Raw genomic sequence first — 22905 nt, forward strand, 5'->3', positions numbered from 1 at the left:
TCCGCTGTGGCCCGGGACACTCGCGATGGACCGGCGTCTAGACCTCACAGTAGGGTCCGTCTGCCGACTGGGTGCTAGTTTGGGTTGCCGGTGAGGCGGCGGTCACCGGTATATCGGCAGGAGGGTGTCGTGTTGGAGAGTGTTTTCGGGGTGCACCCGACGGTCCTCCTGGAGTTAGTGACTATCCCCCTTTTCACTGGCATCATCGGATACATCACCAACTGGACCGGCATCCTGATGTTGTTCAAGCCGGTTGCTTTCCACGGTATTCGTTTACCTGGATTGCGCGCACTGTTTCCCTTCCTGCCCAAGCGAATTCAGGTGCTGCCGCTGCTGAGCTACGACGGCCGAATGGGCTGGCAGGGCATTGTGCCCTCGCGCGCGGACAAAATGGCGAGCATCGCGGTAGACAAGGGGCTGGCGAAACTCGGTAGCGTCGCCGACTTCTATCGCGAACTGGAGCCGGACAAGCTCGCCGAACATCTCGCCACTATCGCCGACGCGCAGATCAAGGACATAGTCGAAGAAATCCTGCGCCGCGAACATCCGCAACTCTGGTACAACCTGCCGACCGGGGTGCGCGAGATGATTCACGCGCGGGTCCGCCAGCAGCTGCCCGACATTCTGCGCGAGCTGACCGAGGAATTGGGCGCCAATATCGATCAGCTACTCGACGTGAAGCAGATGGTCATCCGTTATTTCCAGGCGCGTCCACATCTGCTCAACACCCTTTTCCAGGTGCTCGGCGCCAAAGAACTGCGCTTCATGCAGAACTTCGGTTTCTACTTCGGCGCGCCGATGGGTGTCGTGCTGGTCGCCGTGTTGCATGTGACCGGCTGGTCGTCGCTGGTGGTGCTGCCGATCGGCGGTGTCATCATCGGCTGGGTGGTCAACTGGATCGGCCTGAATATGATCTTCGCGCCCGCGTACCCGAAGTGGTGGTGCCCGTGGCGGCAGGGTCTGCTGATCAAGCGCCAGCTCGAAATCACCGACGGCTACGCGGAATTGGTCTCCAGTCAGGTGATGACCGTCGCCAACATCGGTGACGAGTTGCTGAACGGCCCGCGCTCGGACCGGACCATGCAGATGCTCGAGGACACGCTGCGCCCGGCCGCGGACCGGGCGCTCGGACCGGCCCGACCGGCGGTGAAGTTCATGCTCGGCAGCCGGGAGTACGACTCGCTGCAGTCGACGCTGACCACCGAGGCGATGTCCATCGCGCCGATCGCCTTCGCCGATCCGGACTTCAACGTTCAGCAGGGCAGGCAAATCAACGACTACATCGCCAAACAGATGTCGGCGCTTTCGCCTCCCGACTTCGTGGATATGCTGCGATCGGCCATCAAACAGGACGAATGGCTCCTTTTTCTGCATGGCGGCGTGTTGGGGCTCTTCGCCGGATACGCTCACATCCTGATCTTCGGAACGGGAGTGGCGACAACATGGCTATGACGGAAGCTGGCGGCGACGATCTGCGGGCCGCCGGGCAGGGCTCCGAGCGAACCGAGCAGTCCGAAGTGGCCGAAACCCCAAGAACTTCCGAGTCCTCGACATCCGGGCAATCGACGGAGATCGCGCGCCTGCCCGTTGGTGCGGTCGAGCCGAAGCGGCAGGTCAGCTCGGTGCGCAAGACCGTTCGCGCGACCACCGGGGTCGCCAGGGTCGCGGTGAGCGCGGCCGCCGAGGTGACCGCGTGGAGCATCGACACCGCACTCGGCGTCGGGGCCACCGTGGTGCGCGGCAGTATCGCGGGAACTCCCCCGCGCGAGGTGCTCGCCGAGGCGGAGGCGGAGGTTCGTGACGCGGTGCGGCGCGCGTTGCGCCTGCCCGCTACGCCCGAACAGCCCACGTCCGATGCCGTTCCCACCTTGCGTGAGCAGGGGGCCGCGCTGCTGCGGCTGTCGGCGAGCACGCAGGGCGAACACCACGAAACCCACCCTGCCTTCGCGCGCATGCTCGAGGAGCTGACCCCCGATGAGGCGCGCATCCTGCGCTTCCTGCACCTCGACGGCCCGCAGCCCTCGATCGATATCCGCGCCGGACGACCGCGCGGCATCGGCGTCGAGCGAATCATTTCCGGGCTCAACCTGATCGGTGAGCACGCGGGCCTGCGCTTCCCCAACCGGATCCAGCAGTACCTGCCGAACCTGCGCCGCCTCGGACTGATCGAATTCGTCAAGGAACCGGTGGGCAATCCGAACCGCTACCAACTCCTCGAAGCCCAATCCCCCGTCCGAGAAGTGTTGAAGCGCTCCGGTTTCGGCACCAAGGTCTACTATCGCAGCATTGCCCTCACAGGCTTCGGCGCGGACTTCGTGCAAACCTGCCTGCCCGTTGTGGTCCAGGACGGGCGCGTCTCCGGCACCAGCTAGACCAGCCGTGTAGCGCTCGTCGTTGTCCTGTTCGGGTTGGTTGGGCCGCGGTGGGTCCTGTTTGTTCTGCACCGACTTCTCGGGATCTGCCGGACCAGGATGGTTTGGCATTCCACGGGTTTGCCGGTGCAGTGCTGGGCGCGTCGTGTGCCGTCCCCGGCTTACCTCCCGCGGTCAGGTGGGCAGGCCCACAGCTTCCAGCCCGGTCCACTGGCTGTGGTTGCGTTCTCGAGAGCTTGTCGAGGGTAGTCGGATGGTGGTTGTAATTGAGGTTGTGAGCAACCATTCGACTGCGCTCGATTGGCCCGTGCCGCGGCGGCCGGTCAGGTGCCGTCGGCTAGTTCCAGCCAGCGCTCTTCGGCGGATTCCTTTTCGGCCAGTACCTGTTTCAGCTCTGTGCCCAGGGTGATGAGTTTGTCCGGATCGGTGGCCGCGTCGGCCAAGGCGGTGTGGAGGCGCTGCTCGCGTTCGGTGAGCTTGTCGATGGCGCGCTCCAGTTTGGCCAGCTCCTTACGGGCGGCGCGGTAGGCGGCGGAGTCGGTCGCAGGGGTTTCGGCGGGCTTGGCTTCGGTGGATCGCGTTGCGGCCGAGCTCGATGCGGCGCGCTTCTTCAGGTATTCGTCGATGCCGCCGGGCAGATTGGTGAGTTTTCCATCGCCGAACAGGGCCCAGGTGGAGTCGCAGATGCGCTCGATCAGATAGCGGTCGTGGCTGATCACGACCAGTGTGCCCGCCCAGTTGTCGAGCAGGTCTTCCAGTTGTTGCAGGGTGTCGATGTCCAGGTCGTTGGTCGGCTCGTCGAGCAGCAGGACATTCGGTTCGGACATCAGGATCCGGGTCAGTTGCAGCCTGCGGCGCTCGCCACCGGATAGGTCACCGACCGGGGTGCGCTGACGGGCCGGGGTGAAGCCAAGGCGCTCGGCCAGCTGACCCGCGGAGATTTCCTTATCGCCCAGCATGATTCGCTGCGCGATCTGCTGTACCGCCTCCAGCACCCGCAGATCGGTCGGCAGGTCGTCGAGTTCCTGACGTAGCCAACCGATCTGGACCGTCTGGCCCTGAATGCGTTTGCCCACAGCGGGTTCGACGGCACCGGCCAGCGCGCGTAGCAGGGTCGTCTTGCCGGAGCCGTTCACACCGACCAGGCCGACCCGCTCCCCCGGCGCCAGGCGCCAGGTCAAGTCACGCACCAATTCGCGGCCGTCCGGGGTGGTGAGGGTGGTGTCCTCGAGTTCGATGACGACGCGGCCCAGGCGCTTTCGCGCGAATGCGGCCAGCGAGACGCTATCGCGCGGCGGCGGCACATCGGCGATCAGCGCCTCGGCCGCCTCCACCCGATAGCGTGGCTTGGAGGTGCGGGCCTTCGCACCGCGCCGCAACCAGGCCAGCTCCTTGCGCGCCAGATTCGCGCGCCTGGCCTCGGAGGCATCGGCCTGCCGCGCCCGCTCGGCGCGCGCGAAAATCCAGTCGCCGTAACCGCCTTCGTAGCTTTCGACCTTGCCGCCGACGACCTCCCACGTGTCGGTGGCGACGGTGTCGAGGAACCAGCGATCGTGGGTCACGACCACCAGCGCGCTGCGACGCTCCAGCAGATGTTGCGCCAGCCACTGCACGCCCTCGACATCGAGGTGGTTGGTCGGCTCGTCCAGGACGAGCAGATCGAGGTCGCGAACCAGCGCGGCGGCCAGTGCGACGCGGCGGCGCTCGCCACCGGAGAGATTGTCGACCGAAGTATCCAGACCGAGGCCCTCGATCCCGATGCCCTCCAGCACCGAACGGATGCGCGGATTCGAGGCCCACTCGTGCTCGGCCATATTGTCGGTCATCGCGTCATCGGCCAGTCCGGCCAGCACCACGGATCCGACGGTCGCGCCCACGGGAAGTACACCGCGCTGGGTCACCACCGCCATGCGCAGCCCGCCGACCCGGCTCACCCGGCCGCTGTCGGGCGGCTCGAGACCGGTCAGCACCTCCAACAGGGTGGTCTTGCCGCCGCCGTTCAGGCCGACGACACCGATCCGCTCGCCCGCGTGGATGCCGAGCGAAACATTGTCCAGGAGCGGTTTGATACCGAAGCTCTTGGAGACCTGTTCGAGGTTGATCAGGTTGGACATGGATCCTTCCGAGTCATGGGCCGGGCGAGCACTCGCCCCGCGCAAGCGTACCGAGCATCCCGAACCACCCGCCGCCCACCGAACGCCCGAGCGTCCATCCAGGTGTCGCGGCCCAGGACCACTTGCACGCCGCGCACTTGTTCTCCGCTCCGACGGCCTGGCCCGATCCCGATCAGGCGCAGTCCGCCGCGAAGGTGTAACCCTGTCGGGTTTCGGAGACTTGCAATTACGAACGGCGTTCGTCTAAAGTTTGTAGCGAACAACGTTCGTCACGAACGGTGTTATGGCGCTCCTGAGACACAGCCGCAGAATGGGAGCCCCGCCTCGAGATCGAGGTGAGTGGGGCGGCACAGTTTCACCTACCCCTGGAGGTTCTCATGCATGTCGGACTCGGTCTGCCCATTTCCGATCCCGCTGCCCTGCTCGACTGGGCCCGCCGCGCCGATGCGGGTCCGTTCTCCACACTCGGTCTGCTCGACCGGCTCGTCTACGACAATCCCGAACCACTGGTCGCGCTCGGCATGATCGCCGGTGCCACCAACCGCATCAAGGTGCAGACCGAGGTGCTCATCGCGCCGCTGCGCGAGCCGTCGCTGCTCGCCAAGCAGGCCGCCACCCTCGATCGCATGTCCGGCGGCCGCCTGGTGCTCGGCCTCGGCGTCGGCGGTCGCGAGGATGATCACATCGCCTCCGGCACCGAGCTGCGCTCCCGCGGCCGTCGCATGGACGAACAACTCGAGATCATGCGCCGCCTGTGGTCCGGCCAGCCGTACGGCACCGAATGCGGACCGATCGGTCCCGCGCCGCTGCGTCCAGAAGGACCCGAACTGCTCTTCGGTGGTTTCCAGCCCGCCGCCATCGATCGCGTCGGCCGTTGGGGTGGCGGCTTTCTCGCCGCCGCAGCACCGTCGTGGGCCGGTGGCCTGTTCGACACCGCCCGCCGCTCCTGGAAGGAACACGGCCGCGAGGGCGAGCCCCGCATTGTCGCCCAGGTCAATGTCGCGCTCGGCGCACCCGACCTGATCGAAGACGCCCGCACCTCGATGGGCGCCTACTACGAATTCAGCGGTCGCGCCGAGTTCATGCTCGCCGGAATGCTCACCACACCCGACGAGATCCGCACGGCCATCAGCCAATTCGAGGATCTCGGCGCGGATGAGGTCATGCTCTACTGCTACGGCCGCGACGGCGACCAAGTGGACCGCCTCGCCGACGTCATCGCGTAACGGGCGAAACGTCAGCGCTTGCCCGGCGTGTCGCTGCTGATGACGCGAGCGCCGGGTACCGGTCCGCTGGCCGTGCGCACGCTACGGCACACACCGGCCCCCGCGAGTTCGGCCGCGACCGCCACCGCGCCGTCCTCGCTGTCACACAGGAATGCGCAGGTCGGGCCGGAGCCCGAGACCAGCCCGGCAAGCGCCCCGGCACCGACGCCAGCGCGCAATGTCCGTCGCAACTCGGGCTTCAGCGACAGCGCGGCCGCCTGCAGATCGTTACCCAGCAGCGGCGCAAGCTGTTTCGGGTCACCGGAGGCCAGTGCCTGCATCAGCGCCTGCGGCTCGCCGAGCCGGGGCGGGGTGCCGTTCTCGCGTAGTCGGTCTAGTTCGGTGAAGACCGCGGGCGTGGACAATCCGCCCTTGGCCAACGCTAGTACCCAGTGAAAGGTATTGCGGGACAACACCGGAAGCAGCCGCTCGCCGCGGCCGGTGCCTAGCGCCGTTCCGCCGTGCAGCGCGAACGGCACATCGCTGCCGAGTTCGGCTGCGACCGCGAACAATTCGTCGCGGGTCAGCCCGACATCCCAGAGTTCGTTCAGGCCCACCAGCGCCGCGGCGGCATCCGCACTGCCGCCTGCCATGCCACCGGCCACCGGAATGCCCTTGTTGATGGCGATTTCCACCAGCGGTGCGCGGCCGGCCAGATGGGCGACGCGCACGGCGGCCTTCCACACCAGATTGGTGCGATCGGTCGGCACATCGTCGGCGCCCTCGCCGCTGACCCGCACGGTGAGCGAGGCAGCCGGTGCTAGTTCCAGATCGTCGCTGAGCGAGAGGGCTTGGAACACGGTGGTCAGATCGTGATAGCCGTCCGCGCGCACGTCACCGACGCCTAGGTGGAGGTTCACCTTGGACGGCGCGCGCACGATGACGGGACTTGGCACAACTGACAACACGGTGCTCAAGCCTATCCCGTGGGTACGACAGGTGCTCAGCTCGAGATGAGACATTCACCGCCCATGTGTCGGACGGTTACAACAGCGCCCCGCCGGTGGCATCGATCCACTGTCCGGTGATCCACCGCGAATCGTCCGAGGCGAGGAATGCGGTGATATCCGCGATATCACCAGGTTGGCCGACTCGATTCAGCGGCGACATTCCGGCCACCAACGCCTCGGCCTCGGCATTGCGCAACCAGTTCGCGTTCATATCGGTATCGATCACGCCCGGCGCGACGGCATTCACGGTGATGCCGCGGGCGCCGAGTTCCTTTGCCAGCGTTTGGGTGAACGTATCGATCGCGCCCTTGGTCATCGCGTAGGCGATCAGCTGCGGCATTCTCGCCCCGTGCGTGAGGCCGGTGGAGACATTGACGATGCGGCCACCGTCACGCAGCCGATCCAGTCCCAGCTTGGTGACGAAGAACGGCGCCTTCGCATTCACGGCGAAGACCCGGTCGAAGGCGGCCTCATCGGTGCCGTCGATCGGTTCGCGGATGCCATCGATGCCCGCGTTGTTGACGATGACGTCCACGCCGTCGGCCTGTGCGTCGAATGCGGCCCACAGCGCCGCGGCATCTCCGGGCACGCCGAGTTCGGCCTTGATCGCGAAGGCCGCACCGCCCGCCGCCTCGATGGCGGCAACGGTTTCCTTCGCCGCCTGCTCATTGCCGTTGTAGTGCACGGCGACCCGCGCCCCGTCCCGGCCGAGCCGCTCCGCGATGGCCCGGCCGATGCCGCGGCTCGCGCCGGTGACCAGCGCGGTCTTGCCGTCGAACCGGCCGGTTTGCAGCAGTGCACCCATGACGGGTTCCTTTCTCTAGCGGTCACTACAGAAAGAACGTTAGCACATTCTCTAGCGAGCGCTATAAAATGCGGATATGAGTGCACCGACCAGAGGACGCCCCCGCTCGTTCGATCGGGACGCCGCGCTGGACAAGGCGCTGCGACTGTTCTGGGCGCGCGGTTACGAGGCGACCTCGATCGGCGATCTGACCGCGGCGATGGGCATCGGCGCGCCGAGCCTGTACGCCGCATTCGGCGATAAGGCGACGCTGTTCAACGAGGTGGTGCAGGTCTTCGGCACGCGCTACGGCAGCTTCATCCCGCGCGCGCTCGCCGAGGAGCCGACCGCCGAGGCGACGATTCATCGCATCCTGCGCGAGGCGGCGACGGAGTACACCCGGCCCGATTGCCCGCACGGCTGCCTGGTCATCAGCGCGGGACTCAACACCACCAGCACCGAGATCGCCGACATGCTGCGCGCGCTTCGCAACCGGAATGTGGCGGCCTTCGCCGCGCGCATCCAGGCTGATATCGATGCGGGTTCGTTGCCGCCGGAGGCCGATGCGGCCACGCTCGCGCGGTATGTCGGCACCGTCATGCAGGGCATGTCGCAGGCGGCCCGGGATGGCGCGAGCGCCGCGGAACTGGAGCGGGTTGCCGAAATGGCCATGCACGGTTGGTCTTCCGCCGTTTGATTCGGGAACTATCCGGACCTCTGCGGCGACTGATCGACGGAACCTCGGCGCAACTCACCCTTGCGCTCAATACCCTCCGGGGGTATGTTGATTTGCGTCGGGGATACCCCCGCACCGTATTATCGAATGTGAGCGAAGGAGTCGGAGATGGCCACGAGCACCTACACCGTCACGGGGATGACCTGCGGACACTGCGTCAGCTCGGTCAAGACGGAGATCGGCAAGATCGATGGCGTGACCAGCGTGGACGTCGACCTCGCCAGCGGTGCGGTCCGGGTGGACAGCACCGCACCGCTCGCCGACGCAGATATCGTCGCCGCCGTTGACGAGGCGGGATACGAGGTCGCCGTCTGATGCAGGCCCGGCTGAGATTCGCCGCGGTCGGCGGCGGTCTCGTCGCGCTGTTCGGTGTCGCACTCGGTATCGGCGCCCTGGTGGGCGATCCGACCGGGTCGACACCGGACCACGACGCGATGGCGCACACCGAACAGGACACCGGGCTGTCGGATTCGCGATCCGGCTACACCCTGACCGACCTGAGCGCGCCCAGCGACCCGAATCGAGCCGAGGCCCTGCATTTTCGGATCACCGGACCGGACGGAGCTCCGGTCACCCGATTCACCACCCGGCACGACAAGAAGCTGCACCTGATCGTGGTCCGCTCGGATACCACCGGATATCGGCACATGCACCCGACCATGGACGACACGGGCACCTGGTCGATCGATTGGAATTGGACAGTGCCCGGCACCTATCGCGTCTTCGCCGATTTCGTCCCAGAACAGGGACCCGGCGATCTGGTGCTGAGCCGGACCGTGACGGTCGCGGGACCCGCTGAGCTCCAACCACTTCCATCCGAGTCCCGGTCGGCGGCGGTGGACGGCTACCAAGTGCGCATGGCGGGCGATCTGAGCACCGCGGGCAGCGAGCTTCGTTTCACCGTGACGCGCGACGGCGCGCCGGTGACAGACCTCGAGCCGTATCTCGGCGCGTACGCACATCTTGTGATCTTGCGGGCCAACGACCTTGCCTACCTGCACGTCCATCCGCAGGGCGAAATCGGCCACACCCCAGCCGGTCCGGAGGTCGGCTTCCATGCCCAGACCCCGAGTGCGGGCGCATTTCGGTTGTATCTAGACTTCTCCCACGGCGGTGTCGTACATACCGCCGAGTTCACCGCGCGCGTCGAATCATCCACAGCGCCATCCACATCCGATGGTGGACACCATCCAGGTGACGGTCACCCCTGACCGCATGCGCTGACCAGCCCAGGCTCGAGCTGGCATTCGGCGCGATGACCTGCGCTTTCCATGCGGCACGCGGAGTGTGGCGACACGCGTGAATTGATTGCCGCAGCACATGAATCCGGTTCCGTGACCAACAAGGCAAAAGTCGGTTATCCACAATCTGTTTCGCTCGCGGCGACGCCCCAGCAAGCGAACCGAGTGATAACGCGGTGCATGATCCCGCCTCACCCGCCACAGAAACCGACCAGTCCGGCAATCCTTCGCCATTGCGCCGATATCGCTCCGGCCGGAGCGGCTGAGCGCATAGCCAGCCCCGTCCTGCGCACCCAACCGATCACCTGTACCAGCAACGAGATACCCGCTGGTTGAACCATCACGCGCGCTTCGGGCCAGGTCTGCGCGGCAGAGCGGTTGATAGCCGCAGTGTCGGCGATGTCCACCGCAGCGGGTCCAGTCCGATAGCAGTCAGGCGACACCAGGATGCGGGCTCACGCCTGGGCGGCGAGGCGGACGAAGGCTGCGGTGTCCAGGGTTTCGCCGCGGGCGGTCGGAGCGATTCCGGCGGCGACGAGGCGGCGTTCGGCCTCGACGGGGGAACCGGCCCAGCTGCCCAGGGCGGCGCGGAGGGTTTTGCGGCGCTGGGCGAAGGCGGCGTCGACCACCTCGAAGACGCGGCGGCGGTGCGCTTCGTCCATCGGCCACGGCGGTTCGGCGTAGCGCTCGATGCGGACCAGGCCGGAGTCGACCCGGGGCACCGGCCAGAACACCTGGGTGCCCACCGCGCCCGCGCGGCGCACGGTGCCGAAGAAGCCCGCCTTGACGCTCGGGACGCCGTAGACGCGACTGCCGGGCTCGGCGGCGAGACGGTCCGCGACCTCGGCCTGCACCATCACCAATGAGGTTGTGATGCTGGGCAATTCGGCGAGCAGGTGCAGCAGCACCGGCACAGCGACGTTGTAGGGCAGATTCGCCACCAGCGCCGACGGCGCCACAGGCAGTCTGTCCGCACGAACCCGCAGCGCATCGGCCTCCACGACGGTCAACTGCCCGGCCAGTTCCGGCGCGCGATCGGCGACGGTCACCGGAAGATGTTTCGCCAGAATAGGATCGATCTCGACGGCGATGACCGAATCCACCACATCGAGCAGCGCCAATGTCAGCGAACCGAGCCCCGGCCCGACCTCGAGCACCGCATCCCCGCGCCCGACCCCGGCCGCCGCGACAATCCGCCGCACCGTATTGGCGTCGTGCACGAAGTTCTGCCCGAGCTGCTTGGTCGGCCGCACGCCGAGTCGCTCGGCCAGTGCCCGCACCTCGGCGGGCCCGAGCAGCGCAGCACTCCCACGGGCGGAAATATCGGGTTCGGACACGTCGGACAACGTATCAACCCGCCCGCTGGGATCAGCCGATGCCCAGGCGACTCGTGCAGGCGGGCCAGGCGCCCCAACCCTGGCGGGCGCGGGTGACTTCGGCGATGGCGATCTGTTCTTCGCGGGTCGCCAGGTCGGCGCGCGGGGCGTACTTGAGACCACCCTGACGTTCCCAGGTGCTCTGGTCGAACTGGATGCCGCCGAAATAGCCGTTGCCGGTGTTGATGCCCCAGTTACCGGTGGACTCGCAGCGGGCCAGCGCATCCCAGATATCACCGTCACGCACCGGCGGCACCTCGGTACCGGGCTTGGCCCCCTTGCGGACCGTCTTCGGCTGAGCCGTCACCTTCACATTGGAAGCGATCGGCCGCCGACTGACCTCCTGGCCATTGACCATGGTGACCGCGAACGTCACGTCCTGCACGCCGGGCGCGCCCTGACTCTCCACCACGGTCCGGCTCATATTCAGGGTCGGATCCTCGATCACATTCTCCGGCGGATCCAGCGGCACCGTCTCGACCTTGTTCTCGACGCGCTGGCGGGTCACCACGATCCGCAGCCCATCGGTGAGCGACGTGGTCGCCGCGGGCTCGACGGTGTCCTGCTCGATCAGCGGAATACCCGCCGCGGTGAGGAATTCACCGACGGTCGGCGCGGCCAGCCGAACATCGACCGGACTGCCGATGCCGTCGAGCAGCGATACCGAACGCGGGCTGGCGATCTGCAGCGCGGCGCCCTCGAGCGGCAGCTTCTCGTTACGGGCCGGGGAAACGAATACCTCGCGGGGCAGGTGCAGTTGGTCGACCACGTCGCCCGCGGTCAGACCGGTCGACCACACCTTCTCGGGCTTGCCGTCCAGCGATATCGCGACCTCGCGCGCCCGGTTGTAGGTGATGGTCGCGCCATCGGTGATCGCCGCGGCCAGCGCGGGCCGGACCAGGTCGCGGTCGTTCACATCGAACCCCGCGGCCTTCAACACCCCGCTGACGTTGCGCGACATGGTGGTCTGCGTCATCTGCTCACCGTCCACGACAACCGTGACCGTCTTGCGGTTCACGATCGCCATCGCGGCACCGACGATCAGCGTCACCAGCAACGCCGCAACCGCCGCGTACAGCAGCGGCGAGCGGGACTGGTTGATCCTCGTGAATGGAGACATGGTCACAGTACGATAACGAAGGGGTCAGCGGTCTACAACCGTCGTGTTACGACCGGCGGGTATCAATATCACAAACGAATATCGACGCCGCAGGTAAATCACAAAACGTGCCGACCAAAGTGACCTAGGACACACTTACCCGCCCAAATGTGAAACAAGATCAGGTGAAATTGGGCGCCACTCGCGATTCCACCTGAACTCGAATTCAGATGCCGTAGATACGGCGGGCGTTGGCGGTGGTGATTTCGGCGAGGGCCACCGGATCCTGGTCGCGCAATTCCGCTAGGGCGCGCACGGTGTAGGGAAGGCAATACGATTCGTTGGGTGCGCCACGGAATGGATGCGGCGTGAGATATGGCGCATCGGTTTCGACCAAGATCTGCTCATCTGGCACGACCTTGGCGGCCTCGCGCAATTCGTGCGCGTTCTTGAAACTCACCGTGCCGGAGAAGCTGAGGATGTACCCCTCGGCGACACACGACATCGCCATATTGGTGTCCGAGGAAAAGCAATGGAAGATCACGGTTTCCGGAGCGCCCTCGTCCAGCAGTACCGTCAGCAGATCGTGGTCGGCCTCGCGGTTGTGGATCATCAGCGGTTTGCGCAGACGTTTGGCCAGGTCGATATGCCAGCGGAAGCCCTCGACCTGATCCTCGATATCGGCGCAGCCCTCCAGCTTGCCCGGCCAGTAGTAATCCAGGCCGGTTTCGCCGATCGCGACCACGCGCGGGTCGGCGGCCAACCGCTCCAGTTCGGCCTTGGCCGCATCGTCGAGCGCATTCGCCCGCGTCGGATGCAGCGACACGGCGGCGAACACCCTCCGATCCCAGTTCGCGGCCTGTACGGCCCACTGCGCCGCGGCCAGATCATCGGCGACGGTGACCACCTGGCCGACCCCTACCGAGGCCGCACGATCCACGATCACCGCCGTCGACTCCGCATCGGTCGCCCCGCAGGCATCCAGATGCGTATGCGCGTCGACCAGCGGCGCGAGCGGTTCCGGCAGCTCGGGCGCGGCCCGTTTGGCGCTCATCGGCGAACTCCGGCCGAACCGAACCCGGGCGCGTGACGGCGGTAATCGCGTCCAGGGATATTCACGTGAGCGTCGGAATCCACGCGCATTACAGTAGACACACCATGAGCCCAGCCGACCGCCCCGCCTTCTACATCACAACGGCCATCGCATACCCGAACGGTGCGCCGCACATCGGGCATGCGTACGAGTACATCTCGTCCGACGCCCTCGCCCGCTTCAAGCGGCTCGACGGTTATGACGTCTTCTTCATGACCGGCACCGATGAGCACGGGCAGAAGATGCAGCAGACCGCGGTGGCCGAGGGGGTGCCGGTGGAGGAGCTCGCGGCGCGCAACTCGGATGTGTTCGAGGCGATGGACAAAACGCTCGACATCTCCTACGACCGCTTCATCCGCACCACCGATGACGACCACCAGGTGGCCAGCGCGGCGATCTGGGAGCGGATGCTCGCCAACGGCGATATCTACCTGGACAACTACTCGGGTTGGTACTCGGTGCGCGACGAGGCGTTCTACACCGAGGAAGAAACGACACTGCTCGAGGACGGCACCCGGATCTCGACCGAATCGAAGACGCCGGTCACCTGGACCGAGGAGTCGAACTACTTCTTCCGGCTGTCGAACTACCAGGACAAGCTGCTCGCGCTTTACGACGAACATCCCGAATTCATCGCGCCCGCAACGGCTCGCAACGAGATGGTGAGTTATGTGAAGGCGGGTCTGAAGGACCTGTCCATTTCACGCACCACCTTCGACTGGGGCGTCCCGGTGCCCGGCCATCCCGATCATGTGATGTACGTATGGGTGGACGCGCTCACCAACTACATCACCGGCGTCGGCTTCCCCGATACGGAATCCGTTGCGTTCCAGCGGTTCTGGCCCGCCGACGTGCACATCATCGGTAAGGACATCACCCGGTTCCACACCGTGTACTGGCCCGCGTTCCTGATGTCGGCCGGGATCGAATTGCCGAAACGCGTTTTCGTGCACGGGTTCCTGTACAACAAGGGCGAGAAGATGTCCAAGTCGGTCGGCAATGTGGTCGACCCGCTGGCGCTGGTCGACGAGTACGGCGTGGACGCGGTGCGGTTCTTCCTGCTGCGCGAGATCTCCTACGGTCAGGACGGCAGCTACAGTCATGAGGCGATCGTCGGGCGGATCAATACCGATCTGGCCAATGAATTCGGCAATCTGGTGCAGCGCAGCCTGAAGCTGGTCGCGCGCGACTGTGGCGGTGTGGTGCCGACACCGGGCGAATTCACCGAGGCCGATCGCGCCCTGCTCGACCGCGCCAATGGCCTGCTGGAGCGCTGCCGCACCGAATTCGATGCCCAGCAAATGCATTTGGCGCTGGAGGCGATCTGGCTGACGCTCGGTGAGGCCAACCGCTACTTCTCCGCTGAGGCGCCGTGGGCGCTGGCCAAGACCGGTACCGAGGAGTCGCTGGCCCGCGAGGCGACGGTGCTGTACGTGACCATCGAACTGCTGCGCATAGTGGCGATTCTGGTGCAGCCGGTGGTGCCGGAATCGGCGGGCAAGATCCTGGATCTGCTTGCCAGCCAGAACCGTACCTTCGCCGATATCGCGACCCCACTGGTCCCGGGCACCCCGCTGCCCGAGCCCGAAGCGGTCTACCCGCGCTACGTGGAGCCGAAGAAGTAATCAGCAGAAGGCGATACGTAGCGCGAGGCGTTCCAGGTGGCTACCGCATCTGGGATAACAAGACGCGCCGCTACTGGGGTGACCACTACCAGCTGTGCCCGGACGATCTGCTGACCGAACTCAATGGCGCCGCCGATTACGCGAAGATCACCGCATTACTGAGGCGCTACCGCTCGATGAAGCGGTAGCGCTTCAGGTTCAGCCGGATCTCCGGGGAAGGCTACTTCCAGCGGTCGAGCAGCCGATTGATCTCGGCGGTCAGCGCCCACTGCAGCAGGGGGCCGAAGGTGATCCGGCCGACGCCCTGTTCGGCGAAGACGGCCTTATCCGACTTGTCGGGCAGCCCGACAGCACTGATCGGCCGCGGCAATTCGCTGGTCAGTCGGCGCATATCGGTATCGGAGTGCCGACCCGCCGGGAACAGCGAATCCGCACCCGCCGCGGCGGCCAGCCGCAGGCGCGCGATGGCGCGATCGACGCGATCGCTCGCGTCACCGTCCTCGCGCATGAACAGGTCGGTGCGCGCATTGATGACCACATGCACGCCCGCCGCGTCGGCGAATTGCCGCAAACCACGCACGAAATCGGCATGCTCCTCGGGCGTGCGCAACCGGCCGCCCTCGCTGTGCACCGTGTCCTCGATATTGAGGCCTATCGCGCCCGCCTCCAGCAGTCCCTCGATCAACTGCGCGGGTTCGAGGCCGTAACCGGATTCGATATCGACCGACACCGGAACCTCGACCGCACCGGTGATCTGCCGGACTCGGGTCAACAGTTCCGCGAACTTCATCCCTTCCTTATCGCTGCGTCCGATCGAGTCGGCGACCGGATGACTGCCCATGGTCAGCGCCGAAAATCCTGCCGCGACAGCGACATTCGCCGACCACGCATCCCACACCGTCGGAAAGACACCGGGATCGCCCGGGACATGCAATTCGAGAAACGCTTTCGCCTTGCTTTCCAAAGAGGTCATGACACCGATCATCGTCGCGCCCGTGATCGATAGCACTATGACACTCCCCATCCGGCCGCCCGGGAGTGTCGGCGATGGCGAGTCGCGCTAGGAACTGTCACCGCCGTTGCGGCGCGCGGTCAGCACCGCGTCGTACAGTTCGCGGCGGGAAACTCCGGCCTCGGCGGCCACCTGGGCGCAGGCGTCCTTGAGGCGAATACCTTCGGCGGTCAGCGATTCGACCTCGTCGACCAGATCGGCGGGATCGGCGGCGACGGGTTGGGCGCCCGCGAGGACGACGGTGATCTCACCGCGCGCCCCATCGACCGCCCAGGCGGCTAGTTCGCCGAGGGTGCCGCGGACGACCTCCTCGTATGTCTTGGTCAGTTCCCGGCAGACCGCGGCCCGCCGGTCCGGACCGAGCACCTCGACCGCGTCGGCCAGACAGTCGGCGAGCCGGTGCGGTGCCTCGAAGAATACGCAGGCGCGCGGCTCGGTGAGCAAGGTGCGCAACCACTCTCGACGCTGGCCGGATTTGCGCGGCGCGAATCCGTCGAAACAGAAGCGTTCCACCGGGAGCGCGGACAGTGCCAGTGCGGTGGTCACCGCCGACGGTCCCGGCAGGCAGGTGACCGGCAGCTGACGCTCGACACAGGCCACCACCATGCGATAACCCGGATCGCTCACCGAGGGCATGCCCGCATCGGTCACCAGCAGCACCGTGCTGCCGCCTTCGATCTCATCGAGCAGCGCCGGAATCTTGGCGGACTCCACGTGGTCGTCGAACCGCAGGACCCGCCCGGTGATCTCCACCTGCAGTGCCTTGGCGAGGGAGCGGGTGCGCCGGGTGTCCTCGGCCGCGATGATCTCGGCGGATCCGAGCGCCTCGCGTAGCCGCTGTGAGGCGTCGCCGATCTCGCCCATCGGCGTCGCCGCGAGCACCAATCGCCCCACTTGGTCCGCCACCACGCTCCTCCGCCTCCCCGGGCCTTTTGCCGGTCGTCAACGCACTTGGCCGGACCGGCGGTTGGGTGCGCGACGAGTTCTGGGCGCACCCGATGAGTTACCCATGCCCTCACGAAATCAGTCGCGACCTTCGCTGGAGAAAGATTCTCTCACCATAGGAAAACGAATCCGGTGCTGGGTGATCACGCCGACGTGGATACTCATCTCGCAACATCTGGCCCGCTGCTCAGGGTGTGATTCGCGCGGCGGCGCGCTCACCGGTGCGGGTCACGGTGGCTCGAACAGCATACGATCGGGGCGTGACCCAGGTGACCGACCAGCGCGCGACCGTAGCCGGGGCCGTGCCCTCTTGGTCGAGCCCCGCGCCCCTGCGTCCATCGCCCGACTTCGGGCCGCTCGACAAGCTCCAGGGGTGGGTGGTCACCGCGGTACTCACCGCGATCGCGGCGTTGACGCGGTTCATCCTGCTGGACTATCCGACCGACGCCTACACCCCGGTCTTCGACGAGAAGCATTACGCGCCACAGGCCTGGCAGATCCTCACCGGCGGTGGCGTCGAGGACAATCCCGCATACGGGTTGGTGGTGCATCCCCCGATCGGCAAACAGCTGATCGCGGTGGGCGAGTGGATGTTCGGCTACAACGGCTGGGGTTGGCGATTCAGTGCGGCGCTGGCGGGCACCATCCTGGTGCTGCTGGTCATCCGGATCGTGCGCCGGTTGGCGCGGTCCACCATGGTGGGCGCGATCGCGGGCATTCTGCTGATCGCCGACGGACTCACCTTCGTCTCCTCTCGCATCGGCATGCTCGACATCTTCATGGCGGTGCTGGTCACCGCCGCATTCGGCGGTCTGATCGTGGACCGCGACGAGGTGCGCGCCCGAATCGCCAAGGCGGACTACGAGGGTCGGATCGATGCGAGCGAATGGGGTCCGCGACTCGGCGTGCGCTGGTGGCGCTTCGGCGCCGGTGTACTGCTCGGACTGTCCTGCGGCACAAAGTGGTCCGGGATGTACTTCATCATCGCGTTCGGACTCATGAGCGTCTATTTCGACATGTCCGCGCGGCGCGCCTACGGTGTGCGGCGGCCCTGGGTCGGCACGGCCGTGCGCGATGTCGGGCCCGCGCTGTACTCGTTGGTGCTGATTCCGCTCGGGGTGTATCTGGCCAGTTACTGGGCCTGGTTCGCCAGTGAGGACGGTGTCTTCCGGTATGCGGTCGGCAATCAGGTCGGTCGCGACGGTCCGTGGTCGTGGCTGCCGAGCGCGCTGCGCTCGCTGTGGTATTACAGCGGCGAAACGCTGCGGTTCCACGAGGGCCTGACCAATTCGGCAGGTAACCATCACCCCTGGGAATCCAAGCCGTGGACCTGGCCGATGGGGCTGCGGCCGATGCTCTACTACTACGCCGACAGCGGTGTCACCGGGTGCGGTCAAACCCAGTGCGTCAAGGCCGTGATGCTGATCGGCACCCCGGCGATCTGGTGGATCGCATTCCCGGTGCTGGGCTGGATGCTGTGGCGCACTGTGGTCCGTCGGGACTGGCGCTATGCGGCGGTGCTCACCGGATACGGCGCCGGACTCATTCCCTGGTTCTTCACCCTCGATCGGCAGATGTACTACTTCTACGCCGTGCCGCTGGCCCCGTTCCTGGTGATGGGGATCGCACTGGTGTGCGGCGATATTCTCGGCCCCGCCCGCTCGGTGCACATACCGCGAAGTCCGGCGGGCACCTATCTGCCCGCGGTCCCCAGTGAACGGCGCAGCCTCGGACTGCTCGCGGTCTGCATCTACCTCGGCCTGGTGATCGCCAATTTCATCTGGCTCTGGCCGATTCTGACCGCGCTGCCGATTACGCCCGGCAACTGGCACGACCATCTCTGGCTGCCCAGTTGGCGCTGAGGACTAACTCTCCAGAGCCGCTCTGACGTACTTCAGGGCCGCCTCGTCATCGAGACCGAGCCGTCTGATGGTGGCGACGTATTCGATCGCGGCGCGCCCTGCCAGATCCTTGGTCGGGTCACCCGAGGACGCGATGAAAGATCCTTGCCTGCCCCGGGTTTCGACGACCCCATCGGCCTCGAGTTCCCGATAGGCACGAGCGACGGTATTCGGCGCCAGCCCGAGTTGCGCGGCCAGCGCTCGCACCGTCGGGATCTTCGTTCCCGCCGTCAACTCCCCTGAGCGCACCTGCGCGATGACACCCAGCCGCAGCTGCTCGTAGGGCGGAATCGACGAATCATGGGTCACGGTAATGGTGAACATCGCACGCTCACACGTCATCTCGGGACAGCGGGCAGGACATGCACCGCGGTCCGCCGCGGCCGGAACCCAATTCGGAGCCAGGAATGCGCAGCACCTCGATGCCCGCGTCCTCGAGCCGCGCATTGGTCATATCGTTGCGCTCGTATGCCACGACCACGCCCGGCGCGAGCGCCAGCGTGTTGTTGCCGTCGTCCCACTGCTCGCGTTCAGCGGTGACCACATCGAGCCCGGTATCGATGACCCGCAGCTTGCCGATGCCCATCGCATCCGCGGCGGCGGGCAGGAACGGATCGGGGCCGCGCATGCTCACCCTCGCCTGGTCGTTACGTCCGCCGTAATCGTCCTCGCGATGAATCGTGAACGCGCACAGTGAATCCCGGACCGCCGGATACATCACGACGGCATCGGTATCGACCATGGTGCAGACCGTGTCCAGGTGCATGGTCGCGCGACTCTGGGCGATCGGGACGACCAGCACGGTGTGGGCCAGATCGTCGTCGAACAGACTGCGCGCCAACGCTTCCGCGCCAGCGGGTGAGGTACGCTCGCCGACCCCGACCGCGACCACGCCGGGCGCGAGCAACAACACATCACCGCCCTCGATCGGCGCGGTATGCGATTCGTAGGCCCGCCGCACGCCGAGGAAGCGCGGATGGAATGCGTAGATGAGATCGGTCAGCGAGGTCTCGCGCATCCGAGCGGGCAGGGCGAGTGAGGTGATCGCCACCCTCGGACCGACCCAGAATGACGAATCCCTGGTGAACAGCAGATTCGGCAGCGGATCGATGACGAAATCCGCACCGTGGTGCATGCGCCGCACCAGCGAGGTGTTGTCCCCCTCGAAGGGCAGTTCGTCGAAGGTCATCCCGGCCATCAGGATGTTGGCCAGATCCCTGGCCCGGACGCCGCGCAGGAAGGCCGCGAGCTCGTCGGCCAGCATGTGTCCGAGTTTGCGTGCGTCGACGGCGCCGGAGATGCCCTGGATGCGGGCCGCCCCGCTGACCGAGAGAGTTTCGGCGAGCAGATCGGCGAGTAGCAGCACCTCGACGCCGCGTTCGCGCAGCACCCCGGAGAAGATGTCGTGCTCCTGCTGGGCCCGCTCGACCCAGGGAATGCCGTCGAAGAGCAATTGATCGTTATTGCGCGGGGTCAGCCGCCGCAATTCGTCGCCTGGCCGGTGCAGCAGCACCGTGCGCAGGGTCCCGACCTCCGAGCTGACCGCCAGCCGACCGTCCGGATCGCCGACACCGTCCAACTCATCGTCCGCACCGCCATCGTGCCCCGCCCGCACCGCGTCTGCTCCCATGATCCGACCGTAGTTCGCCGAAGGCGTAAGAGCACGCAATTGGGTGTCTCCGATTCCGACCCCAGCACACCCTAACCTGAAGTATTGTTTAGGTGAATGGAGGAGCGTGATGTCGACAACCGATTGGCGAGCGAAGGAGCTGACCCCCGGGCAGCTGTCCGAGCGTAGCGGAGTAGCGGTCTCCGCGTTGCACTTCTACGAACGCGAGGGTCTCATTTCGAGTCGTCGCACGAGTGGAAATCAACGCAGATACGCCCGCGAAACGCTGCGCCGCGTCGCCTTCATCCGCATCTCCCAGCGGGTCGGCATTCCGTTGAGCGAAATCCGCGCCGCGCTGGACAAGCTCCCGGAAGGCCGCACTCCGACCCGGCGCGACTGGGAGACCCTGTCCACCGCGTGGCAGGCCGACCTCGACGACCGCATCACCCAGCTGACTCGCCTGCGCGACAACCTGACCGGCTGCATCGGCTGCGGTTGCCTGTCGCTCGGCAGCTGCCGACTGGTCAACGAACACGACCGCCTCGGCGAACAGGGGCCGGGCGCCCGCGTGCTCGATGTGACGCTCAACTGCCCATCGAAGCCAGCAGCCTGTTGAACCGATCGCTGGCGCGGCGAATCACGAATTGGTAGGGGTAGGCGAATTTGCGCGCCCACCAATAGCCGAAGCGGATATCGAAGGAGGTGTAGACGAGGAACCGATTGCGCTCGATACCCCGCAGGATCGACGCCGCAACATGTTCCGGCGATGCGGCATGCTTGGTGAACGCGGTGGTGAGTCGCTTTATCCTCGGGTTTTCCTTGTCCACGCCGACCAGCTCGACGCTCTGCACCAACGGTGTGTTCACCGCGCCGGGCACAACCAGATGTACCGAGATGTCGTGGTGCCGTAAGTCGAATCGCAGCACCTCGGAGACACCGCGGATGCCGAATTTGCCCGCGCTGTAGGCGGCGTGCCACGGCAGCGCGAGGATTCCGGCCGCCGAGGAGACATTCACCAGTGCCCCACCGCGTTTCGCGCGGACCATCGGCGGCACGAAGTTCTCGATCACATGGATAGGGCCCATCAGGTTGACGTCCACCATCTTGCGCCAATGCCGGTGCTCGAGATTCTCGACGGTGCCCCAGGTGGAGGTGCCCGCGATATTCATGACGATATCGAGGCTGCCGAATTCGGCGTGCACGTCGGTGGCAAAGGCGGTGACCGCGTCGTAGTCGGTGATATCCAGGGCACGCGCGGCGAGCACGGTGCCGCCCGCCTCCTTGATGGTGCGAACCGTATCCTCGAGGCCCTCGGCGTTGATATCGGTCAGCACCAATTCGGCGCCCCCGGCCGCGGACGCCACGGCGGTCGCCCGGCCTATCCCGCTCGCCGCCCCGGTGACCAGCACCTTCGCATCCCGCACTGTCTTCCTGCGCCCAAACCCAAGCACACCGGATCCCATCTCGAATATCCCCAATCGGTTGCACGCAGGGTACGCGGCAACGGTCACCTTCCGACGTCCATCCGGCCGAAGCGGGTCGCGGAGTTCGAATCGGGACGGCGGGTTACCGCCCGAGCACCGCAAGCATCCCTGCCACCGCCCGCGGCCAGGTGAACTGCTCGGCCCGGCTGCGTGCCGCCTTCCGACGCCCGGCGGTGGGCATCGCGAGCACATCGGTGACGGCTTGGGCGAAGGCGGATGGGCGATCGGCGGCGACCGCGCCGCATTCGTCGGTGACGATATCGGCGAGCGCCGAGGATCGGCTGGCTACGACCGGCGTACCTGCGGCCAATGCCTCGAGCGCGGCGAGCCCGAAGGTTTCGTGTGGTCCCGGTGCCAGCGAAACATCGGCGGTGGCCAGTAGTTTCGCCACCATTGCCCGGTCGGTGATGAATCCGGTGAAGTGCACCGCGGGCAGACCGCCGGTCAGCGGCGGCAGAGAACGGGCCCGACGCTCCAGGGCTTCGCGCCGCGGCCCCTCCCCCGCGACGACCAGCCGCGCCTCGACACCCGCCTTACGCAGGGCGCCGATGGCTTCGATGCTGCGATCCACCCGCTTCTCCACCGACAATCTGCCGCAGTGCACAAGCAGCGGATGCCCCGGCACGCCGAGATCGGCGCGCAGGCGGTAGTCGCGGCGACGCGGGCTGAACAGCTCCAGATCCACCCCGAGCGGCACCAGTTCGACATTGGGCGCGTCGATGCGCAGGAACTCCGCGCGCGCGAATTCCGTTGTGCAGACCACGATGTCGTAGTCGTCCGCGGTGCGCCGATTGGCGATATCGGCGCACCGGCGAGCCACTGAGCCGGGCATGACCTGGCCGAGCAGTCGGTCCAGGCGCTCGTGCGAGATCATTACGCTCGCCACGTCGCGGGTGCGGGCCCAGCGTCCGAACCCCCGCAGCGTCAGCCGGTCCGAAACCTCGAGCACGTCCGGCCGCAATCCGGCCAGCACATCGGCCACCCGGCGCGGATCCGCCGCCCGATAACCGCCGGTTCCTGGAATCGCCAATGCGGGCAAAGTGATCCGCACCGCACCGGTCGGCAGGATCTCCTCGGCCCGGCGCGGTCCGGGCACGATCAGCACGACCTCGTGCCCGGCGGCCACGTACCCCTCGCCCAGGTGGTGCAAAGCGGTGCGCAGCCCACCCGACCGCGGACCATAGAAGTTCGCCAGCTGCACGATGCGCACATCGCCGATCGTGCAGCGAATCGGGTTCCCCCCGGGACCGGTGCGCCCAACACCGCATGAACACCCGTGAAAGACCCTGCTAACGAGTG

21 protein-coding genes are annotated in these 22905 nt (G+C 66.3%); 9 read left to right on the top strand and 12 right to left on the bottom strand.

Translation table 11 applies throughout. The features are described 5' to 3' along the window. Positions 1-129 precede the first annotated feature (129 nt). Together NP3_RS00775 and NP3_RS00780 are read left to right on the top strand one after the other, a co-directional pair. On the top strand, positions 130-1452 hold the full coding sequence (locus tag NP3_RS00775; protein WP_084507966.1) for a DUF445 domain-containing protein: 1323 nt from the start codon (positions 130-132) through the stop codon (positions 1450-1452). Beyond that, positions 1449-2372 (top strand): Abi-alpha family protein, encoded by a 924-nt coding sequence (locus tag NP3_RS00780; protein ID WP_084507968.1) that lies wholly within the window; start codon positions 1449-1451, stop codon positions 2370-2372. Before NP3_RS00775 ends, NP3_RS00780 begins: the two co-directional genes overlap by 4 nt. Positions 2373-2695: 323 nt before the next feature. Here the strand turns inward: NP3_RS00780 and NP3_RS00785 are convergent, their stop codons facing one another. Then, complete coding sequence (locus NP3_RS00785) at positions 2696-4486, bottom strand: ABC-F family ATP-binding cassette domain-containing protein (RefSeq protein ID WP_063036702.1); 1791 nt, start codon at positions 4484-4486, stop codon at positions 2696-2698. Positions 4487-4863: 377 nt separating this feature from the next. Between NP3_RS00785 and NP3_RS00790 the strand changes: the two genes are divergently transcribed. Beyond that, positions 4864-5712 (top strand): LLM class flavin-dependent oxidoreductase, encoded by an 849-nt coding sequence (locus NP3_RS00790; RefSeq protein WP_063036704.1) that lies wholly within the window; start codon positions 4864-4866, stop codon positions 5710-5712. Between the two features lie 11 nt (positions 5713-5723). Here the strand turns inward: NP3_RS00790 and NP3_RS00795 are convergent, their stop codons facing one another. Then, complete coding sequence (locus NP3_RS00795) at positions 5724-6659, bottom strand: 4-(cytidine 5'-diphospho)-2-C-methyl-D-erythritol kinase (RefSeq protein WP_063036776.1); 936 nt, start codon at positions 6657-6659, stop codon at positions 5724-5726. Positions 6660-6735: 76 nt separating this feature from the next. After that, positions 6736-7506: an SDR family oxidoreductase gene (locus NP3_RS00800; protein WP_063036705.1), complete on the bottom strand. Its 771-nt coding sequence runs from the start codon at positions 7504-7506 to the stop codon at positions 6736-6738. A gap of 76 nt (positions 7507-7582) precedes the next feature. On the opposite strand from NP3_RS00800, the gene NP3_RS00805 reads away from it, so the two are divergent. The 3 genes from NP3_RS00805 (at position 7583) to NP3_RS00815 (ending at position 9432) form a co-directional block, all read left to right on the top strand. After that, positions 7583-8182, top strand: a complete 600-nt coding sequence (locus NP3_RS00805) for a TetR/AcrR family transcriptional regulator (RefSeq protein ID WP_063036707.1) — start codon at positions 7583-7585, stop codon at positions 8180-8182. Between the two features lie 147 nt (positions 8183-8329). After that, positions 8330-8536, top strand: a complete 207-nt coding sequence (locus tag NP3_RS00810; protein ID WP_063036709.1) for a heavy-metal-associated domain-containing protein — start codon at positions 8330-8332, stop codon at positions 8534-8536. Beyond that, on the top strand, positions 8536-9432 hold the full coding sequence (locus NP3_RS00815; protein WP_063036711.1) for a DUF8832 domain-containing protein: 897 nt from the start codon (positions 8536-8538) through the stop codon (positions 9430-9432). Before NP3_RS00810 ends, NP3_RS00815 begins: the two co-directional genes overlap by 1 nt. 485 nt (positions 9433-9917) lie before the next feature. Here NP3_RS00815 and rsmA read toward each other — a convergent pair whose 3' ends face one another. The 3 genes from rsmA to NP3_RS00835 form a co-directional block, all read right to left on the bottom strand. Beyond that, positions 9918-10799, bottom strand: coding sequence for a 16S rRNA (adenine(1518)-N(6)/adenine(1519)-N(6))-dimethyltransferase RsmA (gene rsmA / locus NP3_RS00825; protein WP_063036778.1), 882 nt, complete (start codon positions 10797-10799; stop codon positions 9918-9920). Positions 10800-10830: 31 nt separating this feature from the next. Continuing rightward, complete coding sequence (locus NP3_RS00830; protein WP_063036715.1) at positions 10831-11958, bottom strand: resuscitation-promoting factor; 1128 nt, start codon at positions 11956-11958, stop codon at positions 10831-10833. Between the two features lie 205 nt (positions 11959-12163). Further along, the gene (locus NP3_RS00835; RefSeq protein ID WP_063036717.1) at positions 12164-12991 is read right to left on the bottom strand and encodes a TatD family hydrolase; all 828 of its coding nucleotides are present in this window, start codon (positions 12989-12991) and stop codon (positions 12164-12166) included. Between the two features lie 104 nt (positions 12992-13095). Between NP3_RS00835 and metG the strand changes: the two genes are divergently transcribed. Next, complete coding sequence (gene metG / locus NP3_RS00840) at positions 13096-14655, top strand: methionine--tRNA ligase (protein WP_063036719.1); 1560 nt, start codon at positions 13096-13098, stop codon at positions 14653-14655. A gap of 220 nt (positions 14656-14875) precedes the next feature. Here metG and NP3_RS00845 read toward each other — a convergent pair whose 3' ends face one another. Together NP3_RS00845 and rsmI are read right to left on the bottom strand one after the other, a co-directional pair. Beyond that, positions 14876-15628, bottom strand: coding sequence for an isocitrate lyase/PEP mutase family protein (locus tag NP3_RS00845; RefSeq protein WP_063036780.1), 753 nt, complete (start codon positions 15626-15628; stop codon positions 14876-14878). Between the two features lie 87 nt (positions 15629-15715). Beyond that, positions 15716-16573 (bottom strand): 16S rRNA (cytidine(1402)-2'-O)-methyltransferase, encoded by an 858-nt coding sequence (gene rsmI / locus NP3_RS00850; protein WP_084507974.1) that lies wholly within the window; start codon positions 16571-16573, stop codon positions 15716-15718. Positions 16574-16872: 299 nt separating this feature from the next. Here rsmI and NP3_RS00855 point away from each other — a divergent pair, with 299 nt between their 5' ends. Continuing rightward, positions 16873-18474, top strand: coding sequence for a dolichyl-phosphate-mannose--protein mannosyltransferase (locus tag NP3_RS00855; protein WP_063036721.1), 1602 nt, complete (start codon positions 16873-16875; stop codon positions 18472-18474). 3 nt (positions 18475-18477) lie between these two features. Here the strand turns inward: NP3_RS00855 and NP3_RS00860 are convergent, their stop codons facing one another. Both NP3_RS00860 and arcA read right to left on the bottom strand, forming a co-directional pair. Continuing rightward, positions 18478-18837 (bottom strand): GntR family transcriptional regulator, encoded by a 360-nt coding sequence (locus NP3_RS00860; protein WP_063036724.1) that lies wholly within the window; start codon positions 18835-18837, stop codon positions 18478-18480. A gap of 7 nt (positions 18838-18844) precedes the next feature. Beyond that, on the bottom strand, positions 18845-20143 hold the full coding sequence (arcA, locus tag NP3_RS00865) for an arginine deiminase (protein ID WP_245720748.1): 1299 nt from the start codon (positions 20141-20143) through the stop codon (positions 18845-18847). A gap of 109 nt (positions 20144-20252) precedes the next feature. Between arcA and soxR the strand changes: the two genes are divergently transcribed. After that, complete coding sequence (gene soxR / locus NP3_RS00870; RefSeq protein WP_040695381.1) at positions 20253-20738, top strand: redox-sensitive transcriptional activator SoxR; 486 nt, start codon at positions 20253-20255, stop codon at positions 20736-20738. Here the strand turns inward: soxR and NP3_RS00875 are convergent. Further along, positions 20707-21585 carry an SDR family oxidoreductase gene (locus tag NP3_RS00875; RefSeq protein ID WP_063036726.1) on the bottom strand — a complete coding sequence of 293 codons (879 nt, stop codon included), beginning with the start codon at positions 21583-21585 and terminating at the stop codon, positions 20707-20709. The two genes, soxR and NP3_RS00875, sit on opposite strands and share 32 nt — an antisense overlap. Positions 21586-21688: 103 nt before the next feature. Beyond that, positions 21689-22816 carry a glycosyltransferase gene (locus tag NP3_RS00880; protein ID WP_063036728.1) on the bottom strand — a complete coding sequence of 376 codons (1128 nt, stop codon included), beginning with the start codon at positions 22814-22816 and terminating at the stop codon, positions 21689-21691. Positions 22817-22905: the final 89 nt, after the last annotated feature.

The organism is Nocardia pseudovaccinii NBRC 100343, from assembly GCF_001613225.1.
Lineage (GTDB): Bacteria > Actinomycetota > Actinomycetes > Mycobacteriales > Mycobacteriaceae > Nocardia > Nocardia pseudovaccinii.

Coding starts and splice junctions, on each gene's coding strand:
- NP3_RS00815 (WP_063036711.1), top strand. CDS start 8,536: ATGCAGGCCCGGCTGAGATTCGCCGCGGTCGGCGGCGGTCTCGTCGCG.
- NP3_RS00830 (WP_063036715.1), bottom strand. CDS start 11,958: ATGTCTCCATTCACGAGGATCAACCAGTCCCGCTCGCCGCTGCTGTAC.
- NP3_RS00875 (WP_063036726.1), bottom strand. CDS start 21,585: ATGGGATCCGGTGTGCTTGGGTTTGGGCGCAGGAAGACAGTGCGGGAT.
- metG (WP_063036719.1), top strand. CDS start 13,096: ATGAGCCCAGCCGACCGCCCCGCCTTCTACATCACAACGGCCATCGCA.
- NP3_RS00860 (WP_063036724.1), bottom strand. CDS start 18,837: ATGTTCACCATTACCGTGACCCATGATTCGTCGATTCCGCCCTACGAG.
- NP3_RS00790 (WP_063036704.1), top strand. CDS start 4,864: ATGCATGTCGGACTCGGTCTGCCCATTTCCGATCCCGCTGCCCTGCTC.
- NP3_RS00805 (WP_063036707.1), top strand. CDS start 7,583: ATGAGTGCACCGACCAGAGGACGCCCCCGCTCGTTCGATCGGGACGCC.
- NP3_RS00785 (WP_063036702.1), bottom strand. CDS start 4,486: ATGTCCAACCTGATCAACCTCGAACAGGTCTCCAAGAGCTTCGGTATC.
- NP3_RS00780 (WP_084507968.1), top strand. CDS start 1,449: ATGACGGAAGCTGGCGGCGACGATCTGCGGGCCGCCGGGCAGGGCTCC.
- NP3_RS00835 (WP_063036717.1), bottom strand. CDS start 12,991: ATGAGCGCCAAACGGGCCGCGCCCGAGCTGCCGGAACCGCTCGCGCCG.
- arcA (WP_245720748.1), bottom strand. CDS start 20,143: ATGGGAGCAGACGCGGTGCGGGCGGGGCACGATGGCGGTGCGGACGAT.
- NP3_RS00845 (WP_063036780.1), bottom strand. CDS start 15,628: ATGACCTCTTTGGAAAGCAAGGCGAAAGCGTTTCTCGAATTGCATGTC.
- NP3_RS00800 (WP_063036705.1), bottom strand. CDS start 7,506: ATGGGTGCACTGCTGCAAACCGGCCGGTTCGACGGCAAGACCGCGCTG.
- NP3_RS00810 (WP_063036709.1), top strand. CDS start 8,330: ATGGCCACGAGCACCTACACCGTCACGGGGATGACCTGCGGACACTGC.
- soxR (WP_040695381.1), top strand. CDS start 20,253: ATGTCGACAACCGATTGGCGAGCGAAGGAGCTGACCCCCGGGCAGCTG.